The sequence below is a fragment of the Thioalkalivibrio sp. ALE30 genome (assembly GCF_000377465.1).
Lineage (GTDB): Bacteria > Pseudomonadota > Gammaproteobacteria > Ectothiorhodospirales > Ectothiorhodospiraceae > Thioalkalivibrio.
Genome location: NZ_KB898168.1, coordinates 372782 through 392689, shown reverse-complemented (window position 1 = coordinate 392689; position 19908 = coordinate 372782). Strand labels below are relative to the sequence as shown.

General features: G+C 67.4%; 16 protein-coding genes. 13 read left to right on the top strand and 3 right to left on the bottom strand.

The genetic code is table 11. The annotated features are described in order from the left end of the window. Nucleotides 1-53: 53 nt before the first annotated feature. The 7 genes from D107_RS0101750 to D107_RS0101720 all read left to right on the top strand — a co-directional run bounded on the left by D107_RS0101750 (nt 54) and on the right by D107_RS0101720 (nt 8331). Nucleotides 54-515 carry an NUDIX domain-containing protein gene (locus D107_RS0101750; protein ID WP_026280220.1) on the top strand — a complete coding sequence of 154 codons (462 nt, stop codon included), beginning with the start codon at nt 54-56 and terminating at the stop codon, nt 513-515. Then, a complete protein-coding gene (gene mnmA / locus D107_RS0101745; RefSeq protein WP_018880629.1) occupies nt 512-1639 on the top strand; it encodes a tRNA 2-thiouridine(34) synthase MnmA in 1128 nt (375 codons plus the stop codon). Before D107_RS0101750 ends, mnmA begins: the two co-directional genes overlap by 4 nt. 78 nt (nt 1640-1717) lie before the next feature. Beyond that, nucleotides 1718-2347, top strand: a complete 630-nt coding sequence (gene hflD / locus D107_RS0101740) for a high frequency lysogenization protein HflD (protein ID WP_018866334.1) — start codon at nt 1718-1720, stop codon at nt 2345-2347. Between the two features lie 16 nt (nt 2348-2363). Next, complete coding sequence (gene acnA / locus D107_RS0101735; RefSeq protein ID WP_018880628.1) at nt 2364-5117, top strand: aconitate hydratase AcnA; 2754 nt, start codon at nt 2364-2366, stop codon at nt 5115-5117. Between the two features lie 66 nt (nt 5118-5183). Then, nucleotides 5184-5513 carry a hypothetical protein gene (locus tag D107_RS0101730; protein ID WP_018875491.1) on the top strand — a complete coding sequence of 110 codons (330 nt, stop codon included), beginning with the start codon at nt 5184-5186 and terminating at the stop codon, nt 5511-5513. Then, nucleotides 5513-6352: an HDOD domain-containing protein gene (locus D107_RS0101725; protein ID WP_018880627.1), complete on the top strand. Its 840-nt coding sequence runs from the start codon at nt 5513-5515 to the stop codon at nt 6350-6352. The genes D107_RS0101730 and D107_RS0101725 overlap by 1 nt, the downstream gene beginning before the upstream one ends. A gap of 29 nt (nt 6353-6381) precedes the next feature. Then, entirely contained in the window at nt 6382-8331 is a 1950-nt protein-coding gene (locus D107_RS0101720) for a bifunctional diguanylate cyclase/phosphodiesterase (RefSeq protein WP_018880626.1), read from the top strand. A 30-nt stretch (nt 8332-8361) separates the two neighbouring features. Here D107_RS0101720 and D107_RS0101715 read toward each other — a convergent pair whose 3' ends face one another. Beyond that, nucleotides 8362-9741, bottom strand: a complete 1380-nt coding sequence (locus D107_RS0101715; protein ID WP_026280714.1) for a lyase family protein — start codon at nt 9739-9741, stop codon at nt 8362-8364. 118 nt (nt 9742-9859) lie between these two features. Between D107_RS0101715 and purB the strand changes: the two genes are divergently transcribed. Both purB and D107_RS0101705 read left to right on the top strand, forming a co-directional pair. After that, nucleotides 9860-11227: an adenylosuccinate lyase gene (gene purB, locus D107_RS0101710; RefSeq protein ID WP_018880624.1), complete on the top strand. Its 1368-nt coding sequence runs from the start codon at nt 9860-9862 to the stop codon at nt 11225-11227. A gap of 13 nt (nt 11228-11240) precedes the next feature. Next, complete coding sequence (locus tag D107_RS0101705; protein WP_018880623.1) at nt 11241-12413, top strand: cupin domain-containing protein; 1173 nt, start codon at nt 11241-11243, stop codon at nt 12411-12413. Between the two features lie 21 nt (nt 12414-12434). Here the strand turns inward: D107_RS0101705 and dusA are convergent, their stop codons facing one another. Next, nucleotides 12435-13424, bottom strand: a complete 990-nt coding sequence (dusA, locus tag D107_RS0101700; RefSeq protein ID WP_018880622.1) for a tRNA dihydrouridine(20/20a) synthase DusA — start codon at nt 13422-13424, stop codon at nt 12435-12437. A gap of 56 nt (nt 13425-13480) precedes the next feature. Between dusA and D107_RS0101695 the strand changes: the two genes are divergently transcribed. After that, the gene (locus D107_RS0101695) at nt 13481-14908 is read left to right on the top strand and encodes a Glu/Leu/Phe/Val dehydrogenase (RefSeq protein ID WP_026280222.1); all 1428 of its coding nucleotides are present in this window, start codon (nt 13481-13483) and stop codon (nt 14906-14908) included. Between the two features lie 56 nt (nt 14909-14964). On the opposite strand, the gene D107_RS0101690 is transcribed toward D107_RS0101695, so the two are convergent. Next, nucleotides 14965-16350: a M17 family metallopeptidase gene (locus tag D107_RS0101690; protein WP_018866344.1), complete on the bottom strand. Its 1386-nt coding sequence runs from the start codon at nt 16348-16350 to the stop codon at nt 14965-14967. A 118-nt stretch (nt 16351-16468) separates the two neighbouring features. Here D107_RS0101690 and D107_RS0101685 point away from each other — a divergent pair, with 118 nt between their 5' ends. The 3 genes from D107_RS0101685 to D107_RS0101675 all read left to right on the top strand — a co-directional run bounded on the left by D107_RS0101685 (nt 16469) and on the right by D107_RS0101675 (nt 19833). Then, nucleotides 16469-17446 (top strand): ABC transporter ATP-binding protein, encoded by a 978-nt coding sequence (locus D107_RS0101685; RefSeq protein ID WP_018879127.1) that lies wholly within the window; start codon nt 16469-16471, stop codon nt 17444-17446. Beyond that, complete coding sequence (locus tag D107_RS0101680; protein ID WP_018866346.1) at nt 17443-18225, top strand: ABC transporter permease; 783 nt, start codon at nt 17443-17445, stop codon at nt 18223-18225. Before D107_RS0101685 ends, D107_RS0101680 begins: the two co-directional genes overlap by 4 nt. Nucleotides 18226-18324: 99 nt before the next feature. Further along, nucleotides 18325-19833 carry a peptidoglycan DD-metalloendopeptidase family protein gene (locus tag D107_RS0101675; RefSeq protein ID WP_018880621.1) on the top strand — a complete coding sequence of 503 codons (1509 nt, stop codon included), beginning with the start codon at nt 18325-18327 and terminating at the stop codon, nt 19831-19833. The last annotated feature ends 75 nt before the right edge of the window (nt 19834-19908 follow it).

Sequence of the window (19908 nt, the reverse complement as noted above, 5' to 3'; positions counted from 1 at the left end):
ATCGACGTTCCGTCATGGTCGTGTGCGCCTGTGCCTGCGTTATCATCCGCCGCATGACCGAACGCCTCCCCTGTCACATCACCGTGGCCGCCGTGATCGAGCGCGAAGGCCGGTTCCTGTTCGTCGAGGAGACCGACGGCGGGCGCCGGGTCCTGAACCAGCCGGCCGGGCACCTGGATGCCCGCGAAGACCTCATCGAGGCGGTCGTGCGCGAGGTCCGCGAGGAGACCTCCCTCGCGTTCACCCCCGAGGCCACCCTCGGCTGCGACCTCCTGGAACTGGCCAGCGGCGCCGTCATCCTGCGCACCAGCTTCTGTGGCTCGACCACGCCCCTGCCTTCGCCCGGCCCGCGAGACCCGGCGATCCATGCCCTGCACTGGCTGACACCCGAGGCGGCCGAACGCGACTGGCCCCTGCGCAGCCCCCTGGTGATGCGCAGCATCCATCGCTACCAGGCTGGCCCGCGCCTCCCGCTCGCGGCGGTCGGCGGGCTGGTTCGGGCGGTCGCGCCATGAGCGGCGGCGAGCGCGTCATCATCGGCCTCTCCGGGGGCGTCGACTCCGCCGTCGCCGCCAGCCGCCTGCTGGAGGCCGGCTATCGCGTCGAAGGCCTGTTCATGAAGAACTGGGAGGATGACGACGACGCCGAATACTGCGCCGCCGAGGCCGACTACGCGATGGCCCGCGAGGTCGCGGATTGTCTCGAGATCCCCCTGCACAAGGCGAACTTCGCCGAGGACTACCGCCAGCGGGTGTTCGCCCAGTTCCTCCACGAATACGAGGCCGGGCGCACCCCCAACCCGGACATCCTCTGCAACCGCGAGATCAAGTTCCGTTCCTTCCTCGACCACGCGCGCGAGCTGGGCGCCCGCTGGATCGCCACCGGTCACTACGCGCGGGTCCGCCATCATGCGGACTTCAGCGAGCTGTGCATGGCGGCCGACTCGAACAAGGACCAGACCTACTTCCTGCATACCCTGACTCAGGAGCAGTTGCGCCCGGCCCTGTTCCCGCTGGGGGATATCCCGAAGGACCAGGTCCGGGTGCGGGCCCGCGAACTGGGTCTGCCGAACCACGCCCGCAAGGACTCCACGGGGATCTGCTTTATTGGCGAGCGGCGCTTCCGCGACTTCCTCGCGCAGTACCTGAACGCCGCCGAGGGCGAGATGCGCACCCCGGAGGGTCAGGTCGTCGGCCGCCACCAGGGCCTGATGTTCTACACCCTCGGCCAGCGCCAGGGTCTCGGCATTGGCGGGGTCGACGGTTTCGCCGAGGCCCCGTGGTATGTGGTCGACAAGGATCTCGAGCACAACGCCCTGGTCGTCGCCCAGGACCCGCAGCATCCGCGACTGATGAGCCCGACGCTTGTCACCGAGCCGGTCCACTGGATCCACGACGTGCCCGCCCCGGGCGAGCCGCTCCGGGCCCGACTGCGCCATCGCCAGCCCCTGCAGGACTGCCGCATCGAGACGCTTGCGCAGGCGGGTGCCACGGTGGCGTTCGACAGCCCGCAACGCGCCGCCACCCCCGGGCAGTCCATCGCCTTCTACCGCGGCGATGTCTGCCTGGGCGGCGCGGTGATCGCGACCCGGACCACGCTGGACCACCACGCAGGCGCCATTCAATCCGCGTCTCCCTGAGTGAGTCCGCCGGGTCACTTCCGGTATAGTGAGCCCTGCCTGGCGCCCCGCCCCCGACCCACCAAGGAATGAACTGGCTTGGACCGCTCCGATCACAACCGCACGCTGGCGCTTGCCGCCCTCTTCCAGTGCGCCAGCCTGGTCAAGGATCTGGCCTGGCGCGGCAGCTGCGACGAATACGAGTTCGAGGTCCTGATCGGCAGCCTGTTTGCCTTCGATGCCGAGACACCGGAGGCGGTCTACCGCGAGGCCGTCAGCCTGAAGAGCGGCCTGGAACGCATCGAGAGCCAGCTGCAAAACGGCAGCAAGCCGCCGGACATGGAGATCACCCGCTACGCGATCGGCTTGATCTTCCTCGAGCGCAAGCTGCAAAAACGCGACGATATGCTGCAGACGCTGACCGACGGTCTGCAGGGCGCGCAACGCCAGATCGACTACTTTCACATCACCCACGAGAGCGTGATCGCGCGGCTCGCCGAGATCTACAAGGAGACCATCTCCGAACTCGGCCCGCGCATCATCGTGCAGGGGGAACAGAACAACCTCTCCAACCCGGAGACCGCCGCGCGCATTCGTGCGTTGCTGCTGGCCGGAATCCGGGCCGCGGTCCTCTGGCGCCAGGCCGGCGGATCGCGCTGGAAACTGCTTTTTGGCCGCAAGCGGCTGATTCGCGAAGCGAACCACATCCTCAATCGACTCAATACCTGAACGCGGAAGACGCATCATGAGCCACGCCGACCCGAAGAACACCCAGACCCTGTCCGCTGGCGGCCTCGACTGCCGTTACGTGCCGATCACCGACGACGCCCGCGCGAAGGATCTGCCCTTTGCCCTCAAGGTGCTGCTGGAAAACCTGCTGCGCTTCGAGGACGAGCGCACCGTCCGGCGTGCCGACATCGAGGCCCTGCTGGATTGGGACCCGAAGGCCGAGCCGGCCCAGGAGATCGCCTTCCGACCGGCCCGCGTGCTGCTGCAGGACTTCACCGGCGTGCCGGCGGTGGTCGACCTCGCCGCGATGCGCGACGCGATGGAGGCCCTTGGCGGCGATCCGAAAAAGATCACACCGCTGCAGCCGGCGGAGCTGGTGATCGACCACTCGGTCCAGGTGGATGCCCACGGCAACGCCAACGCGATGAACCTGAACGCGGAGCTGGAATACTCTCGCAACCGCGAGCGCTACAGCTTCCTCAAGTGGGGCCAGCAGGCCTTTGATACCTTCAAGGTCGTGCCGCCGGACACCGGCATCGTCCACCAGGTGAACCTCGAATATCTGGCCCGTACGGTGTTCGTGGACGACCAGGCCGAGGGGGGCTGCATGGCCTACCCGGATACCCTGGTCGGCACCGACTCCCACACCACCATGATCAACGGCCTCGGCGTACTCGGCTGGGGCGTGGGCGGCATCGAGGCCGAGGCCGCGATGCTCGGCCAGCCGATCTCCATGCTGATCCCGCAGGTGGTGGGCTTCCGCCTGACCGGCAAGCTGGCCGAGGGCGCCACCGCAACCGACCTGGTGCTGGTGATCGTCGAGATGCTGCGCAAGAAGGGCGTGGTCGGGAAGTTCGTCGAGTTCTTTGGCGACGGCCTCGCCGATCTGCCCCTCGCCGACCGCGCGACCATTGCCAACATGGCACCGGAATACGGCGCCACCTGCGGCATCTTCCCGATCGACGACGAGACCCTGAACTACCTGCGCCTGACCGGGCGTGACGCCGGCCATATCGAATTCATCGAGGCCTATGCCAAGGCCCAGGGGCTGTGGCGTGACGACAGCGCCCCGATCGCCCGCTACAGCGACATGCTGGAGCTGGACCTGTCCACGGTCGAACCCAGCCTCGCCGGGCCCAAGCGCCCGCAGGACCGCATCCCGCTGAGCCAGGCCGGCGCCACCATCAGCCGCCATCTGGACACCATGCTGAAGGAGCGCGAGAGCGGCGCCGACGAACCGGCCGAGGCCGAGCGCTTCGCGGCCGAGGGCGGGCATACCGCCGTGGGCGTGGAACACCAGGCGGAGGAACCCCATCACACCGCCATCGAGATGGACGGGGAGACCTTCACGCTGGATCACGGCGACATCGTGATCGCGGCGATCACCTCCTGCACCAACACCTCCAACCCGTCGGTGATGCTGGGTGCCGGCCTGGTCGCGCGCAAGGCGCGCGAGGCGGGGCTGCAGGTCAAGCCCTGGGTGAAGACCTCGCTGGCCCCCGGCTCGCGCGTGGTCACCGACTACCTGGAGAAGTCCGGCCTGCTGACCGATCTGGAGGCCCTTGGCTTTCACGTGGTCGGCTATGGCTGCACCACCTGCATCGGCAACTCGGGCCCGCTGCCGGAGCCGATCTCCGAGGCCATCATCAAGGACGACCTGATCGTCAGCTCGGTGCTCTCCGGCAACCGCAACTTCGAGGGGCGCATCCATTCCGAGGTGCAGATGAACTTCCTCGCCTCGCCGCCCCTGGTGGTCGCCTACGCCCTGGCCGGGCGCAGCAATATCGACCTGTACAACGATCCCATCGGCGAGAACGCCGAGGGCGCGCCGGTCTACCTGAAGGACATCTGGCCGACCACCGACGAGGTGCGCGAGGCCGTCGCCAGCCACGTCGGCGCCGGCAGCTTTACCAGTGCCTACGGGGATCTCTACTCCGGCGAGGAGCGCTGGCGCAACCTGGAGGCCCCCAAGGGCGAGCGTTTCGAGTGGCAGGAGGACTCCACCTACGTCCGCAATCCGCCCTACTTCAAAGGCATGGGCATGACCCCGATGCCCTGGCACGACATCCAGGGTGCGCGCGTGCTGGCCCTGCTGGGCGACTCGGTCACCACCGACCACATCTCCCCGGCCGGATCGATCGCCAAGGACAGCCCCGCCGGGAAGTACCTGGAATCCAAGGGCGTAAAGCCCGCGGACTTCAATTCCTATGGCTCGCGGCGCGGCAACCACGAGGTGATGATGCGCGGCACCTTCGCCAACGTGCGCTTGCGCAACCTGCTGGCCCCGGGCACCCAGGGCGGCGTCACACAGCACCTGCCGGACGGCGAGCAGATGTCCATCTACGACGCGGCCATGCGCTACCAGGAAGAGGACACCCCGCTGATCGTGATCGCCGGTCAGGAATACGGGACCGGCTCCTCGCGCGACTGGGCCGCCAAGGGGACCCTGCTGCTGGGGGTCAAGGCGGTGATCGTCGAGAGCTTCGAGCGCATCCACCGCTCCAACCTGGTGGGCATGGGTGTCCTCCCGCTGCAGTTCCTGCCCGGCGAGAACGCGGCCAGCCACGGACTGACGGGGCGCGAGACCTACAGCATCACCGGCGTGGAGAACGGCGAGGCCCGCGAGGCGACGGTGACCGCGGTGGACGACGACGGTCAGCGCACCACCTTCACCGTGCGTGTACGCCTGGATACCCCGCAGGAGGTGGACTACTTCCGCCACGGCGGCATCCTGCCCTACGTGTTGCGCCAGCTCGCGGGTTCCGCATAAGGTTTCGGCATGGGAAGGCGGATCTCCACGGAGGCAATCCAATCCGGTCAGACACTGGCGACCGCCGTGCATGACCGCTCCGGCCGTCTCCTGATCCCCGCCGGCATGGTGCTGCAGGACAAGCAGATCCGCGTGCTGCTGTCCTGGGGCATCAGCACGGTCGAGGTGGTCGAGGACGAGCAGGCAGCGGCCAATGACGGTCAGGACGAGCCTGTGGAGCTCCCACCCGAAACCCGGCCCACGCCGGAGATGGAGGAACAGGCCGATACCATCCTGTCCGAGCGCTTCCGCCACTGTGACGTGAACGCCCACCCCATGGACGGGTTCCACCAGCTCGCCCGCGAGCAGTTGCTGGATGAGCTGATGCGCCGCGGGCACCGGTCCCGAGGTGCATGATGACCGTCGCCGAGTTCCTCGAGCAGGACGACTCGCTGTGCAGCTTTTCCGGCAGTTACAACACGATCTTCACCCGCCTTAGCGATCCCACGGCCAACGTCGCCGGGATCACCGAGGCAGTGGAGCTGGACCCCACCATTGCCGCGAAGACGCTGCGCATGGCGAACTCCTCGCTGTACGGCTTTCCCGAGCCCATCGACACCCTGCACCGCGCGGTCTCCATCATCGGCCTGCAGCAGATGCGCCAGATCGTGCTGTCGACAATCGTCATCGAGCATTTCCGTGGATTGCCGGTCATCGGTGTCGACATGGAGTCGTTCTGGCGACACAGCATTGCGGTCGGCGTGCTCAGCCGCTCCATCGCACGGTTCCGCCGCGAGGCCAACATCGAACGGCTGTACCTCTACGGCATCATGCACGACCTGGGGCGGCTGCTGCTGTTCCTGCGCCTGGGCAGCCGCACCGAGGAACTGATCAATATCCGCGAACGCGAGCAGTGCCTGCTGTTCGAGGCCGAACGCGAGCTGCTCGGCTTCGATCATGCCGCCATCGGCTCCGCCCTGCTGGAGGAATGGGGCATGGCCCCGGCCCAGGTGGAGGCCACGCGCTACCACCATGCCCCGGAGGAGGCACGCGCCTTCCCGGTGGAAACCGCGATCGTGCACGTCGCCGACAGCATCGCGAATTCGCTGCGCCTGGGATCGTCCGGCGAGCGCTTCGTGCCCCCGGTAAGCCCCGAGACCTTCGACCGGATCGGCCTGGAGATGCCGGTCTACGAAGACATCATCGGCCACGCCCGCAAGCATCTGGACCAGATGCAGGCGATCCTCCTCGACTGAGCCCGTATGCAGGCAAAGGACGCTGTTGCATGAGCCCATCGTATCGCACGCCCGAGGAGGTCAATGCCCTCCATGAGCGCATCCGTTTCCTCGAGGAGGCCCTGGAGGCCAACGCCTACGCGATGGACGTGCTCGCCTCGACCACGGCGATCTTTGGCGACACCGACCGCAACCGCAGCCCCGAGCTGATCATCCAGAACAGCATCGAGTCCATCCGCCGGCTCCTCCCGGCACAGGACATGGCGGTCTACGTGCTGGACAACGACTGCTCCTTCAATCTCGCCTACCAGGAGCGCCCGGAGGAGCTGGAGCCGGACCTCGCGGACACCGTGGAACAGCTGATCCGCGACGGGCAGTTCTCCTGGGCGCTGCATCAGAATCACCCGGTCTGCCTCCCCTCGCCGGTCGACGGCGAGAGCGTCATGCTCCACGTGATCTCCACGCGCACCCGGATTCGGGGGATGTTCGTCGCCCGCTTCCGCCAGTCGGAGCTGCAGCGGTACGAGATGATCCTGTCGACCCTGACCATGGTGCTCTTCAATACCGCCTATGCCCTCGAGAGCGCCGACCTGTTCCAGATGATGGATCGGCGCCAGAAGGCCCTGCAGCGGATCACCGAACGCCAGTCGCGCGAACTGCTGCACCACATGTCGCACGACTCGCTGACCAACCTGCCCAATCGCATGCTGTTCAGCGACCGCCTGTCACAGGCCATGGAGCGCCATGCCGGCGCCGCCGGTCACGTGGCCCTGATCCTGCTGGACCTCGACAATTTCAAGCGCACCAATGACTCCCTCGGCCATCGCGCCGGCGACGAACTGATCCGCAAGGTCGCGCAGGACCTCTCCGAACTGCTGGACCATGCGCGCGAGCGTTCCGGCCGCCACCTGCGCACCACCCTGTCGCGCCTGGGCGGCGACGAGTTCGGCATCCTCGTGGAGGACAGCCAGGGGCTGGAGGGTATCGTCCGCCTGGTCACCGACGTCGTCCGCAAGACGGCAACCGAGCGCCAGATCTTCGATCAGCCGGTGGTCAGCAGCGTGTCCTGCGGTATCGCGGTGTACCCCTACGACGGCGAGGACGCGGACACCCTTCTGGGCAACGCGGATGCCGCGATGTACGAGGCCAAGCAGCGCGGGCGCAACGGGTTCCGGTTCTATACCCAGGACCTCAACGCCCGCACCTTCCGTCACTTCGAGCTGGAGAACGAGCTGGGCCAGGCCATTGCCAACGAGCAACTGGTGCTGCACTACCAGCCCAAGGTGGAGCTCGCGACCGGCCGCGTCATCGGCGCCGAGGCCCTGATCCGCTGGCAGCACCCGAAGTTGGGCCTGCTGCCGCCCGGCCACTTCATCGAACTGGCCGAGGACATGACCCTGATCGAGGAGATCGGGGAATGGGTGCTGCGTCAGGTCTGCCGCGACCTGCAATCCCTGCGCATGGGGGAGGACGAGCTCCCGCGGGTCGCGATCAATGTCTCCGCCCGCCAGCTGCGCCAGCCGGATCTGGCCGGCGGCTTCCATCGCATCATCCGCGAGGCCGGCATCCCCACCCGCTGCATCGAGCTGGAGCTCACCGAGACCAGCATCATGGATGACCCCAAGGGTGCCGCGCGCGTCTTCCAGCGCCTGCGCCAGGTCGGCATGTCCCTGGCCGTCGACGACTTTGGCACCGGCCACGCCTCTCTGATGCAGCTCAAGCAGTTGCCGGCCGACACCCTGAAGATCGACCGTTCCTTCGTGAAGGATCTCGACCACGGCGAGGAGCATGCACAGATCGTGCGCGCGATCGTGTTGATGGCCCGCACCCTGGGGCTCGACGTGATCGCCGAAGGCGTGGAGACCGAGCGCCAGGCGCAGATCCTGCAGGACCTCGACTGCCATACGGCCCAGGGCTACTTCTACTCGCACCCCGTCCCGTTTGCCGACTTCCGCGGGCTGCTCCAGCCAGGCGTGGCGCTCCCGCTCGCGACCGCCTGACGCCTCGTCCTCCTGCGCCCCGCGACGCTTCTATTCTGACGGGCCGGTCAGGTTCGCGGGGTCCAGCAGGGCCTGCAGGCGCTCGCGCGGGATGTCGGTCTGTTCCGCCGCCACCTCGACGATGGGTCGCCCGGTCGCATAGGCCTCCTTGGCGATACGCGCACCGGCCTCGTAGCCAATCTCCGCGTTCAGCGCCGTCACCAGGATGGGGTTGCGGTCCAGGGCGGCGCGCACGACCGCCTCGTTCACGGTGAACCCCGCGATGGCGCGATCCGCCAGATGCCTCGCCGCACGCGCCAGCAGGCCCGTCTGATTCAGCAGATTGTCGGCGATCAGCGGCAATCCCACGTTCAACTGGAAATTGCCGCCCTGCCCGGCGGCCGCGATCGCCGCATCCAGACCGATCACCTGCTGCGCGGCCATGATGACGGCCTCCGGGATCACCGGATTCACCTTGCCCGGCATGATCGAGCTCCCCGGTTGCAGGGCCGGCAGCGCGATCTCGCCCAGCCCCGCCAGCGGACCGGAGTTCATCCAGCGCAGGTCGTTGGCAATCTTGATCAGGCTGGTGGCCGTGGTGCGCAGCTGCCCCGACAGTTCCACCGCCGTGTCCTGGCTGGCGAGCCCCGCGAACCCGTTGGATTCGCGCTCGAAGGCAATGCCGGTGCGTTCCGCCAGGCGCTGTGCCACACGCTCGCCGAACGCAGCCGGGGCATTGATCCCCGTACCCACCGCGGTGCCACCGATCGCCAGCCGGTTTACCCGGTCGCGGGTCGCGCGCAGGCGTTCGACGTCCAGCTCCAGCTGCGTGCGCCAGCCGGACAGCTCCTGGCTCATGCGCACCGGCATCGCGTCCATCAGGTGGGTGCGCCCGGTCTTCACGATCGCGGTCAGTTCGCCCTCGCGCCGCGCGATGGTGGCGATCAGGTGACGCAGCGCCGGGATCAGTTCCTGTTCCAGCTGGGTCGATGCCGCCACGTGCAACGCGGTCGGGATCACGTCGTTCGAGCTCTGGGAACGGTTCACGTGGTCATTGGGGTGGATCGGCAGGGCCTCGCTGGAGGCCAGGCGCGCGATCACCTCGTTCATGTTCATGTTGGTACTGGTGCCCGATCCGGTCTGGTAGACATCCACCGGGAAGGCATCCGCATGTTCGCCACTGGCGATGGTCTCGGCGGCCGCGACAATGACCCCGGCCACCTCCGCCGGCAGCTGCTCCAGGGCCTGATTGGCTTCGGCACAGGCCGCCTTGGTTTGCGCCAGGGCACGAATGAAGGCCGCCGGGAGGGGGCGTCCGGCGATCTGGAAGTTGTCCACCGCACGCTGGGTCTGGGCGCCCCACAGGGCCTGCTCCGGGACCGCCACCGGTCCGAGACTGTCCTGTTCCTGACGCATTGCGGGCTTCGACATGCCGTTCTCCTGGTTGGGTCCGCGCCGGTAACCGGGGTCTCCCCGGCGCGATGCTGTATTGCAACTGAACGCCTTAGTATACTGCGCCGCCTGACTCGAACCCGACCCCGGAATGCCCATGTCCCCGAGCCCCCTGACTGCGATCAGCCCTGTCGACGGCCGCTACGCGCGCCATACCCGCGACCTGGCGCCCTACTTCTCCGAACAGGGCCTGATGCAGGCCCGCGTGCGCGTGGAGATCGCCTGGCTCAAGGCCCTGGCCGCCGAGCCGGCTATCCCCGAGGTGCCGGCCTTGACCGACGCGGCGGGTGCCTTCCTCGATGAGATCGCCTTCGGCTTCGACGAGGTCGCGGGCGCCCGGGTGAAGGAGATCGAGGCGACCACCAACCACGACGTGAAGGCGATCGAGTACTACATCAAGGAACAGATGGCGGACCGCGCCGACCTGCAGAGCCAGATCGAGTTCGTGCACTTCGCCTGCACCTCCGAGGACATCAACAACCTCGCCTACGGCGTGATGGTCCGCGAGGCCCGCGACCAGGTGATGCTGCCGGCCCTGGACAGCGTGCTCGCCCCCCTGCGCACGCTTGCCGAACGCTTCGCCGAACAACCGATGCTCGCGCGCACCCACGGCCAGCCGGCCTCCCCCACCACCATGGGCAAGGAACTGGCCAACGTGGTCGCGCGTCTGGAGCGCCAGCGCGACGAGATCGCCGCCGTCGCCTGCCGCGGCAAGATCAACGGCGCGGTCGGCAACTTCAATGCCCACAGCGTGGCCTACCCGGAGGTCGACTGGCCGGCCCTGTCGCGGCGAATGATCGAGGGCCTGGGGCTGGAACCGAATACCCACACCACCCAGATCGAGCCGCATGACTTCCTCGCCGAGCTGTTCCACGGCTTCATGCGCGCGAACACCATCCTGCTGGATGCGTCGCGTGACATCTGGGGCTATATCTCGCTGGGCTACTTCAAGCAGAAGGTCGTGGCCGGCGAAGTCGGCTCCTCGACCATGCCGCACAAGGTCAACCCGATCGACTTCGAGAACGCCGAGGGTAACCTCGGCCTGGCCAATGCCCTGTTCGATCACCTCGCGGGCAAGCTGCCGGTGTCGCGCTTCCAGCGCGATCTGACCGACTCCACCGTGCTGCGCAATATCGGCCTGGCGTTCGCCTGGTCGCTGATCGCCTACAAGGCCTTCGATCGCGGCCTCGGGAAGCTGGAGATCGAGCCCGGCCGCCTGGCGGAAGACCTGGACCAGAACTGGGAGGTCCTGGGCGAGGCGGTCCAGACGGTGATGCGCCGCTACGGCATCGAGTCGCCCTACGAGAAGCTCAAGGAACTGACCCGCGGGCAGCGCATTACGCCCGAGGCCCTGGCGGCCTTCATCGACGGCCTCGAGATCCCGGAAGAGGCCCGCGCGCGCCTGCGCGAGCTGACGCCGGGGACCTACACCGGCATCGCCGAGAAGCTCGCGCGCGACCTCTGAGATCCCGCGCGGCATGGCGGCCCCGGATCCGAACCAACCGCTGGTCCTGCTCGGCGGGCTCACGCCCGCCGAGTTCCTGCGCGACTACTGGCAGCAACGCCCGCTGCTCGTGCGCAATGCGGTCCCGGGCTTCGAGAACCCCATCGACCCCGACGATCTGGCCGGCCTGGCGACCGATCCGGATGCCGCCAGCCGCATCGTCCGCGGGCATGTCGACCGCCAGGACTGGGACGTGGAGTACGGCCCCTTCGACGCCGAGCACCTGGGGCAGCTGCCCGCGCAAGACTGGACCCTGCTGGTCACCGACGTGGAACGCTTCTGGCCCGGCGGGTCGGACTTCCTCGCCCGTTTCGACTTTATCCCGCGCTGGCGCCGGGACGACCTGATGATCTCCTATGCCCCGCCCGGGGGCTCCGTCGGGCCGCATGTGGATCAATACGACGTGTTCCTGTTCCAGGCGGCAGGACGCCGCCGCTGGCAGATCCAGGACCCACCGGGATCACTGGATTGCCACGACGACCTACCGCTCGCCATCCTGCGCGAGTTCCACCCGAGCGAGACCTGGGAGCTGGGCCCCGGCGACCTGCTCTATCTGCCGCCCGGTCTGCCGCATTACGGCCTGTCGCTGGAAGCGCAGTGCATGACTTGGTCGGTCGGTTTTCGCGCCCCGACCATCCTCGACGTCCTGACCGGCTTTCTCGAGGAGCGCGCCAACGTGATCGGCGACCAGGCGCGTTTCGAGGATCCGGGGCGTCACCCGGCTGCCTGCCCCGCCGAACTCCCCGCCGCGGATCGCAGGGAACTGCGCGAGGCCCTGCGCGCGCTGCTCGCCGCGGAGGACCAGGACCTGGACGCCTATCTCGGCCGGTTCCTGACCCGCCCCGCCGGGAACATCGAGCTCGCTCCGGAAGACCCCGGGATCGCAGCCCGTGCCGGGGTTGCGGAACGCTTTGTCCTCCACCCCGGTATCCGCCGCGCGTGGTTCCAGGGCCCCGACGGCCCGGTCCTGTGCGTCGGTGGCAATGACTATCCCGCACAGCACGTCGCGCCTGAGGTCCTGGAGACGTTCTGCCGCGCGGAGACGCTCAGCGTCGCCGAATGGGAGGAGGCGATCCCCGCGATCCGCCAGATCCTGGCGGACGGGCTCGAGGCGGGCTGGATCGCCCCGGAGACGCCCGCCGAGTAGCCGCCTGTACGGTGTGAGGCGTCAGGCCGCCCGGGGCAGACAAGCCCGGGCGGCGCGCTCGATCAGCTCCGGGCCGGCGCCGGGTTGATGGGCCCCCTCGGTCAGGACACGCCGCCACTGCCGGGCCCCGGGCTCCCCGTGGAACAGCCCCAGAATGTGCCGGGTCAGGCGTGCCAGCGGCACGCCGTCTCGCCGCATCCCCTCGGCCAGCTCCAGGAGCCCCTCCAGCACCCCCTCGCGTGTCGGATCCTGGTCCGCACCGAAATACAGCCGGTCCACCACGGACAGGCTCCAGGGCTCGTGGTAGGCCTTGCGTCCGAACATCACGCCATCCACCTGCTGCAGATGGGCCCGGGCACCCGGTACATCGTCGAGCCCGCCGTTCAGCACGATGGTCAGCTGGGGAAACTCCGCCTTCAGGCGGTACACGCGGGCGTAGTCCAGCGGCGGGACATCGCGGTTGTCCTTGGGGCTCAACCCCTGCAGCCAGGCCTTGCGCGCGTGCACCACGAACACCCGGCAGCCGGCCGCGGCGACCTGTTCCACGAAGGCATGCAGGTCGGCCTCGGAGTCCTGGTCGTCGATGCCGATGCGGTGCTTGACGGTTACCGGGACCTCCACCGCGTCGCGCATCGCCGCCACACAGTCGGCCACCAGCCCCGGATCCGCCATCAGGCAGGCGCCGAACGCGCCGGACTGGACGCGGTCGGAGGGACAACCCACATTCAGGTTAATCTCGTCGAAGCCGCGATCGGCCGCGATGCGTGCCGCCTGCGCCAGCGTGGCCGGGTCCGACCCGCCCAGCTGCAACGCGATCGGGTGTTCCTCCGCGGCAAAGCCGAGCAGGCGGTCGCGATCGCCATGGATCACCGCGTTGGCATGCACCATCTCGGTATACAACAATGCCCGCCGGGTCAGCAGCCGATGGAACCGGCGACACCAGGTGTCCGTCCAGTCCATCATCGGTGCAACCGAGAACCGCGGGTCGGGAAAGTGGCCCGCGTCACCCATACGCGAAGCCCCCGTGCCGCGCAGGCCGCCTCGCAAAGCCATAAAGGATTGCCGTCATGTCGGAAAGCGAAGTCCCTGAAACCTTTCTTGATAGTGTCTCACACATGGTCGACCGGGCCATGGCCTACCTCGAACTCCCCGAGGGGGCGCGCGAGGCCCTGAAGTCCTGCGACTCGGTGATTCAGGTCAGCTTTCCGATCCGCTTTCGCGACCGCATCGAAGTATTCAAGGGCTGGCGCGCGGTGCACTCCGCGCATCGCCTGCCATCCAAGGGCGGTCTGCGCTTCTCCCCGACCATGGATCAGCAGCACGCCGAGGCCCTGGCGGCCCTGATGACCTACAAATGCGCCATCGTGGACATCCCCTTCGGGGGCTCCAAGGGCGGGCTTCGGATCGATCCGCAGAAATACGACGAGTGGGAGATGGAGCGCATCACCCGACGCTTCGCCCACGAACTGATCCAGCGTGACTACATCAGCCCCGCGCAAAACGTGCCGGCCCCCGATGTGGGGACCTCCCAGCGCGAGATGGCCTGGATCATGGAGACCTACCGCGAACGGCATCCGGAAGATCTCGATCACGCCGCCTCGGTGACCGGAAAGCCCGTGGAGCTGGGGGGCATCGTCGGGCGTCTCGAGGCCACCGGACGCGGTGTGCAGTACGCGCTACAGGCGTTCTTTCGCGAGGGCTCGGCCGCCCGCGAGGCCGGGTTCGAAGGTGGCCTGGGCGAACAGCGAATCATCATTCAGGGCTTCGGCAACGTCGGCTACTATGCCGCGCGCTTCCTGCAGCAGGACGATCACGCGAAGATCGTCGGCGTCATCAAGAGCGATGGCGGCGTGTACTCCGAAGACGGTATCGACGTCGAGGCGCTGCACGACTACGTCCGCCGCAGCGGCACCATGGAGGGCTTTGCCGGCGTCGAGTTCGAGCGCGACGGCAACCGCATCCTGGAACGCGAATGCGACATCCTGATCCCGGCGGCGCTGGAAGGCGCGATCCATCGCGGCAACGCCGACCGCATCCAGGCCCGGCTGATCGCCGAGGCCGCCAACGGGCCCTGCACCTGGGAGGCCGACCAGGCACTGCGGGCCCGCGGGATCACGATCCTGCCGGACGTCTACGTCAATGCCGGTGGTGTCGTCGTGTCCTACTTCGAATGGGTGCGCAACCTGTCGCACATGCGCTTCGGGCGCCTGGAGCGGCGCTACGACCAGTCCCAAGGCCAGCACATCGTGACGGCCATCGAGATGATGACCAACGAGAGCATCCCGGAATGGATTCGCGACGCGGTGGTTCGCGGTGCCGAGGAGATCGATCTGGTTCGTTCCGGCCTCGAGGACACCATGCGCGAGGCGTTCCGCGAGATGCACGAGGTCCGCGAGGTGGAAAGCAACGGCGAGGTACTCGACTACCGCACCGCCGCCTATCTGATCGCCCTGCGCAAGATCATCCGCGCCCGCAGCGACCTCAAGCTCATCTGACCCACACGCTCCGCGAACGCAGGGGATCCGGGGAATTCCCTCCCCTGCCCATGCCCCTAACCCGCCGGCCCGTACCGCGACTCCAGCGCCGCGAACAGGGCACGCAGGCCCATCGCCTCGCCGCCCTTGGGCCGGCCCGGCCGAGCCCGATCGTTGAAGGCCATGATGTCGAAGTGCAGCCAGGTCGTGTCCTCGGGGACGAATTCCTTCAGGAAGAGCCCCGCAGTGATCGCACCGGCGTAACCGCTGCTGGAACTGTTCACGATGTCGGCCACGTCGCTGTCCAGCATGTAGCGATACGGGGTATGCAGGGGCAACTGGCACACCGGATCGTCCCATTCCCGAGCCGGCTCGACCAGCGCCCGGGCCCAGCCTTCGTCCTCGGTGAAACAGGCGCTGATCTCGGTCCCCACGGCCACGCGCGCGGCACCGGTCAGCGTGGCGAAATCCACCAGCAGGTCGGGGTGGAACGATCCCGCCCGATCCAGCAGGTCGGCCAGCACCAGCCGCCCCTCGGCATCGGTGTTGTCGATCTCGATGCGCTTGCCGTTGCGCGCGGTCAGGACATCGCCCGGGCGGAACGCCCCGGCACCAATGGCATTCTCGACCGCGCCGATCAGCACGGTCAGGCGCACAGGCAACGCCTGCGCCATGATCAGGCGGGCCAGACCCAGCGCGATGGCCGCCCCGCCCATGTCCTTTTTCATCTGACGCATGGAATTCCCGGGCTTCAGGTTCAGCCCGCCCGAATCGAAGCACACGCCCTTGCCCACCAGCACCAGCGACGGGGCGTCCGGCGGCCCCCAGGTCAGCTCGATCACCCGCGCGCCGTGGTCACTGGCCGCACCCACCGCGTGGATGCAGGGGAAGTCCTGTTCCAGCTTGTCGCTGTCACTCACGACATGCAGGCTGCAACCGAAGGCCTCAGCCAGATCCCGGGCCTGCAGGGCCAGGTTGGCCGGCATCATGTCGGCGGCGGGGGTGTTGATCAGGTCGCGGGTCAGGCCGATCGATTCGACAAAGGCCTGAACCCGGGCCGGGTCGGCGTCTTCCGGCCAGACCAGCCGTGGCGTGCGTTCCTGCGGTTCGCGGTAGCGGTCAAAGCGGTAGCGCCCCAGGCCCCAGCCGATGGCGGCGAGGTTCTGGACGTCGGCGTTGAGAAAGTCCGTCTCCAGACGATAGTCGCCGCTGCCCAGTGTCTCCGCCGCCGCGGCCAGCATCCAGATCGGCGTCTCGGCGTCGAACCCGGCCAGAACTGCCGCCAGCCCGCCGTCCGCGTCGGGAATACGCAGGATCGCGCCCGGCTCCGCCTCGAAGCCGGAGGCCTCGACCCACTTGCGCCAGCTCTCCGGCGCGGCCTCCAAGCGGACCGGGAGTGACTCGCGGCTGACCGGGATCAGCGGGACAGCGGTTTCGGACGACGCAACAAAGACAGAATCCACGCGGCTTTCCTCGAAATCGATCCAAAACGGCCATAATACGCATCTTGTCGATCCCCCGGGATCGTACCCACTCAGCCGGTGCGCGGTTCCGTGTGCCGGGGCCCTACAGGATGTGACGATGACGCCAGCGCTGGAGATTCGCGGGCTCAAGAAGACCTACAAGAACGGATTCGAGGCCCTCAAGGGGATCGACCTCGAGGTGGCGCCCGGCAGCTTCTTTGCCCTGCTGGGCCCCAACGGGGCCGGCAAGTCCACCACCATCGGGATCATCACCTCGCTAATCAACAAGACCGCGGGCACGGTCAAGGTCTTCGGCCACGACCTGGACACCGACCTGCAGGCGGTCAAGCGCTCCATCGGGCTGGTCCCGCAGGAGTTCAACTTCAACAACTTCGAGCCGATCGGCGAGATCGTCGTCAACCAGGCGGGCTACTACGGCATCCCCCGGCGCGAGGCCTGGGAGCGCTGCGAGCACTACCTGAACGAGCTGGGCCTGTGGGAAAAGCGCAAGGACATGGCGCGTACGCTGTCCGGGGGCATGAAGCGCCGGCTGATGATTGCGCGCGCCCTCGTGCACGAACCGCGGCTGCTGATCCTGGACGAACCCACCGCCGGCGTCGATATCGAACTGCGCCGCTCCATGTGGGACTTCCTGACCCGCATCAACACCGACGGACGCAGCATCATCCTGACCACGCACTATCTCGAGGAGGCGGAGACGCTCTGCCGCAACATCGCGATCATCGATGACGGCGGCATCATCGAGAACACCACGATGAAGCAGCTCCTCGCCAAGCTCGAGACGGAGACCATGGTCCTGGATCTCAGCGAACCGCCCCCGGGCCTCCCCGAGGATGCGCCGGTGGCCCTGCGCCAGGTCGACGAGCTCACGCTGGAGGCCGACATCCGCCGCGGCCAGCACCTGAATGACCTGTTCCGGGTCCTGGACCGGGCCGGGATCCGCGTTCAGAGCATGCGCAACAAGGCCAACCGCCTGGAGGAACTGTTCATCCGCATGACCCGCAACGGCCAGAGCCCCAGTCACCTCACGCCGGGTGCCAGTGGCGCCAGCGAGCAGCCGGAGAACCAGGCATGAGCAGCACCCACCTGCGTCACTACTGGACCGCCTTCCGCACCATCGTCACCAAGGAGGTGCTGCGCTTCGCCCGCATCTGGGTGCAGACCGTCCTGCCACCGGTGATCACTACGGCTCTGTACTTCATCATCTTCGGTGGCCTGATCGGCGAGCGCATCGGCGAGATGGAAGGCTATCGCTACATGGACTTCATCGTGCCCGGCCTGATCATGCTGGCGGTGATCACCAACAGCTATTCCAATGTGGTTTCGTCCTTCTTCGGTTCCAAGTTCCAGCGCCATATCGAGGAGTTGCTGGTCTCGCCGATCCCCAACAGCGTGATCATCCTCGGCTTCGTCTTCGGCGGCGTGGCCCGCGGCCTGGCGGTGGGTGTGGCCGTCCTGCTGGTGTCGCTGTTCTTCAGTCCGCTCAGCGTGCACAACGCCCCGGTCATGCTGGTTATCGTGCTGATGACGTCGATCCTGTTCGCCCTTGCCGGGCTGATCAATGGTGTCTTCGCCCGCACCTTCGACGATATCGCGATCGTCCCGACCTTCGTGCTCACGCCGCTGACGTACCTGGGCGGGGTGTTCTACTCGATCAGCCTGCTGCCGGAGTTCTGGCAGGGCGTGTCGATGCTCAACCCCATCCTGTACATGGTGGACGCCTTCCGCTACGGCAGTCTCGGCCACAGCGACTTTCCCGTAGCCATGTCCTTCGCCATCATCGCGGGCTTCATCGCCGTCCTTTACTCCGTGGCACTGATCCTGCTCAATCGCGGCGTCGGAATCCGATCCTGACGCCCAGCCCCGGCGAAACCGCCGGAAAGCGGCTTCCGACGGTGTTTATTGCCCGAAAAAACGTGGTATAAAGCGGAAACTCTCCGGGGCAAGGGCCATATGGGTTACAACAGAAAGACATCGCATTTCTTTCTGGCGGGCACCGCCGGACTCGCCATCCTGGTGGGTACCAGCCTCCTGCTCGCCTCCCAGCCCGCCGAGACCTCCCAGCCGCTCCAGATCGGTGCCGGCAACCCGCTCCCCGTCGCCAAGCTGTCCCTCGCACGCCCGGACCACCCGGCCGGAGGCGCGTCGATCAGCCCGGCACCGTCGGCGTCGTTCGATACGGGCGCGCAGACCGTCGCCTTTGCCACCGACATGCTGGACGACCCGAGCACCGGCTACCACGACGACCCCATCGACCCGGACGCGGAGGCGCCCACCTCATACGAAACCTTCGACCTCGACGGTGAGGGCGATAGCGCCGTCGAGGCGGACGCGACCGAGGACGAATGGCACAGCCATACGCTGAAGGATGGCGAGCGCCTGACCGGGCTCTGGGAACGCGAATGGGAGCTTCCCCTCGCGACGCTCTATCGGCTGCTGGATGATGACGAGAACGCCTCCATCCTGAACCGTGTGCGTCCCGGCCAGGAGATCGAGTGGCAGGTGGACGACGAGGGCTATCTGACCCGCATGCGCCTTTGGACCTCCCGCGCCAGCGGGCACGAGTGGATCCGCGAGTCCGAGGGCTGGGACTTCGAACGCGGCGAGGTCGAGAATGGCCGCGAGGTCAGCCACCTGATCATCAGCGCCGAGATCGACGGGAACATCGCGTCCGCGCTGAGCGAACGCGCGGATATCTCCCCGGGGGCGGCCAACGCCCTGGCCGTACTGCTCGACCGCTACCTGCCCGTGCGTACCCATGCCCGTACCGGTGACCAGTTCACCCTGCTGGTGGAACAGGAGACGCTGGTCGGCGACGACACCCCGCACAACCTCCGCCTGCTCGCCTTCGACTACGAAGGCGAACGCATCGAGATCCGCGCCGCCCGCAACGTCAACGGCCGGTTCTACACGCCCGAGGGCGAGAGCCTGCTGCCGCCATTCGATCGTCGCCCGTTTGCGGGCAATTACCGCATCAGTTCCAGTTTCAATCCCCGCCGCCGCCATCCGGTCACCGGCCGTGTGGCCCCCCACCACGGTACGGACTTCGCCATGCCGGTGGGCACGCCCATCCTCGCGCCGGCCGACGGCCGCGTGACCCGCGTGGAGAATCACCCCTACGCCGGGCGCTTCATCGTCATCGAGCACGGCCAGGGATACTCCACGCGCTACCTCCATCTGCAGCGACAGCTGGTACGCCCCGGGCAGACCGTGGAGCGCGGTGACCGTATCGCCCTGTCCGGCAACACCGGCCGCAGCACCGGGCCCCACCTGCATTACGAGATCCACGTGAACAACCGGCCGCAGAACCCGATGCGCGTGGAGCTCCCGGAGAGCGATGCCCTGGAAGGCGACGAACTCGACCGCTTCAAGTCCATCAGCCAGACACTGCTGGCCCAGCTGGACAACGGGGTGCGCAACCAGCAGGTCGCCTTCACCTCGTTCGAAGAGCTGACCCGTTGAGGGATTGATCCGAGGGTCCCGGCGGTGCGCGCCTCGCGTTCATCGCCGGGGTCCTGATTGCGTGGTGGCCTCCTC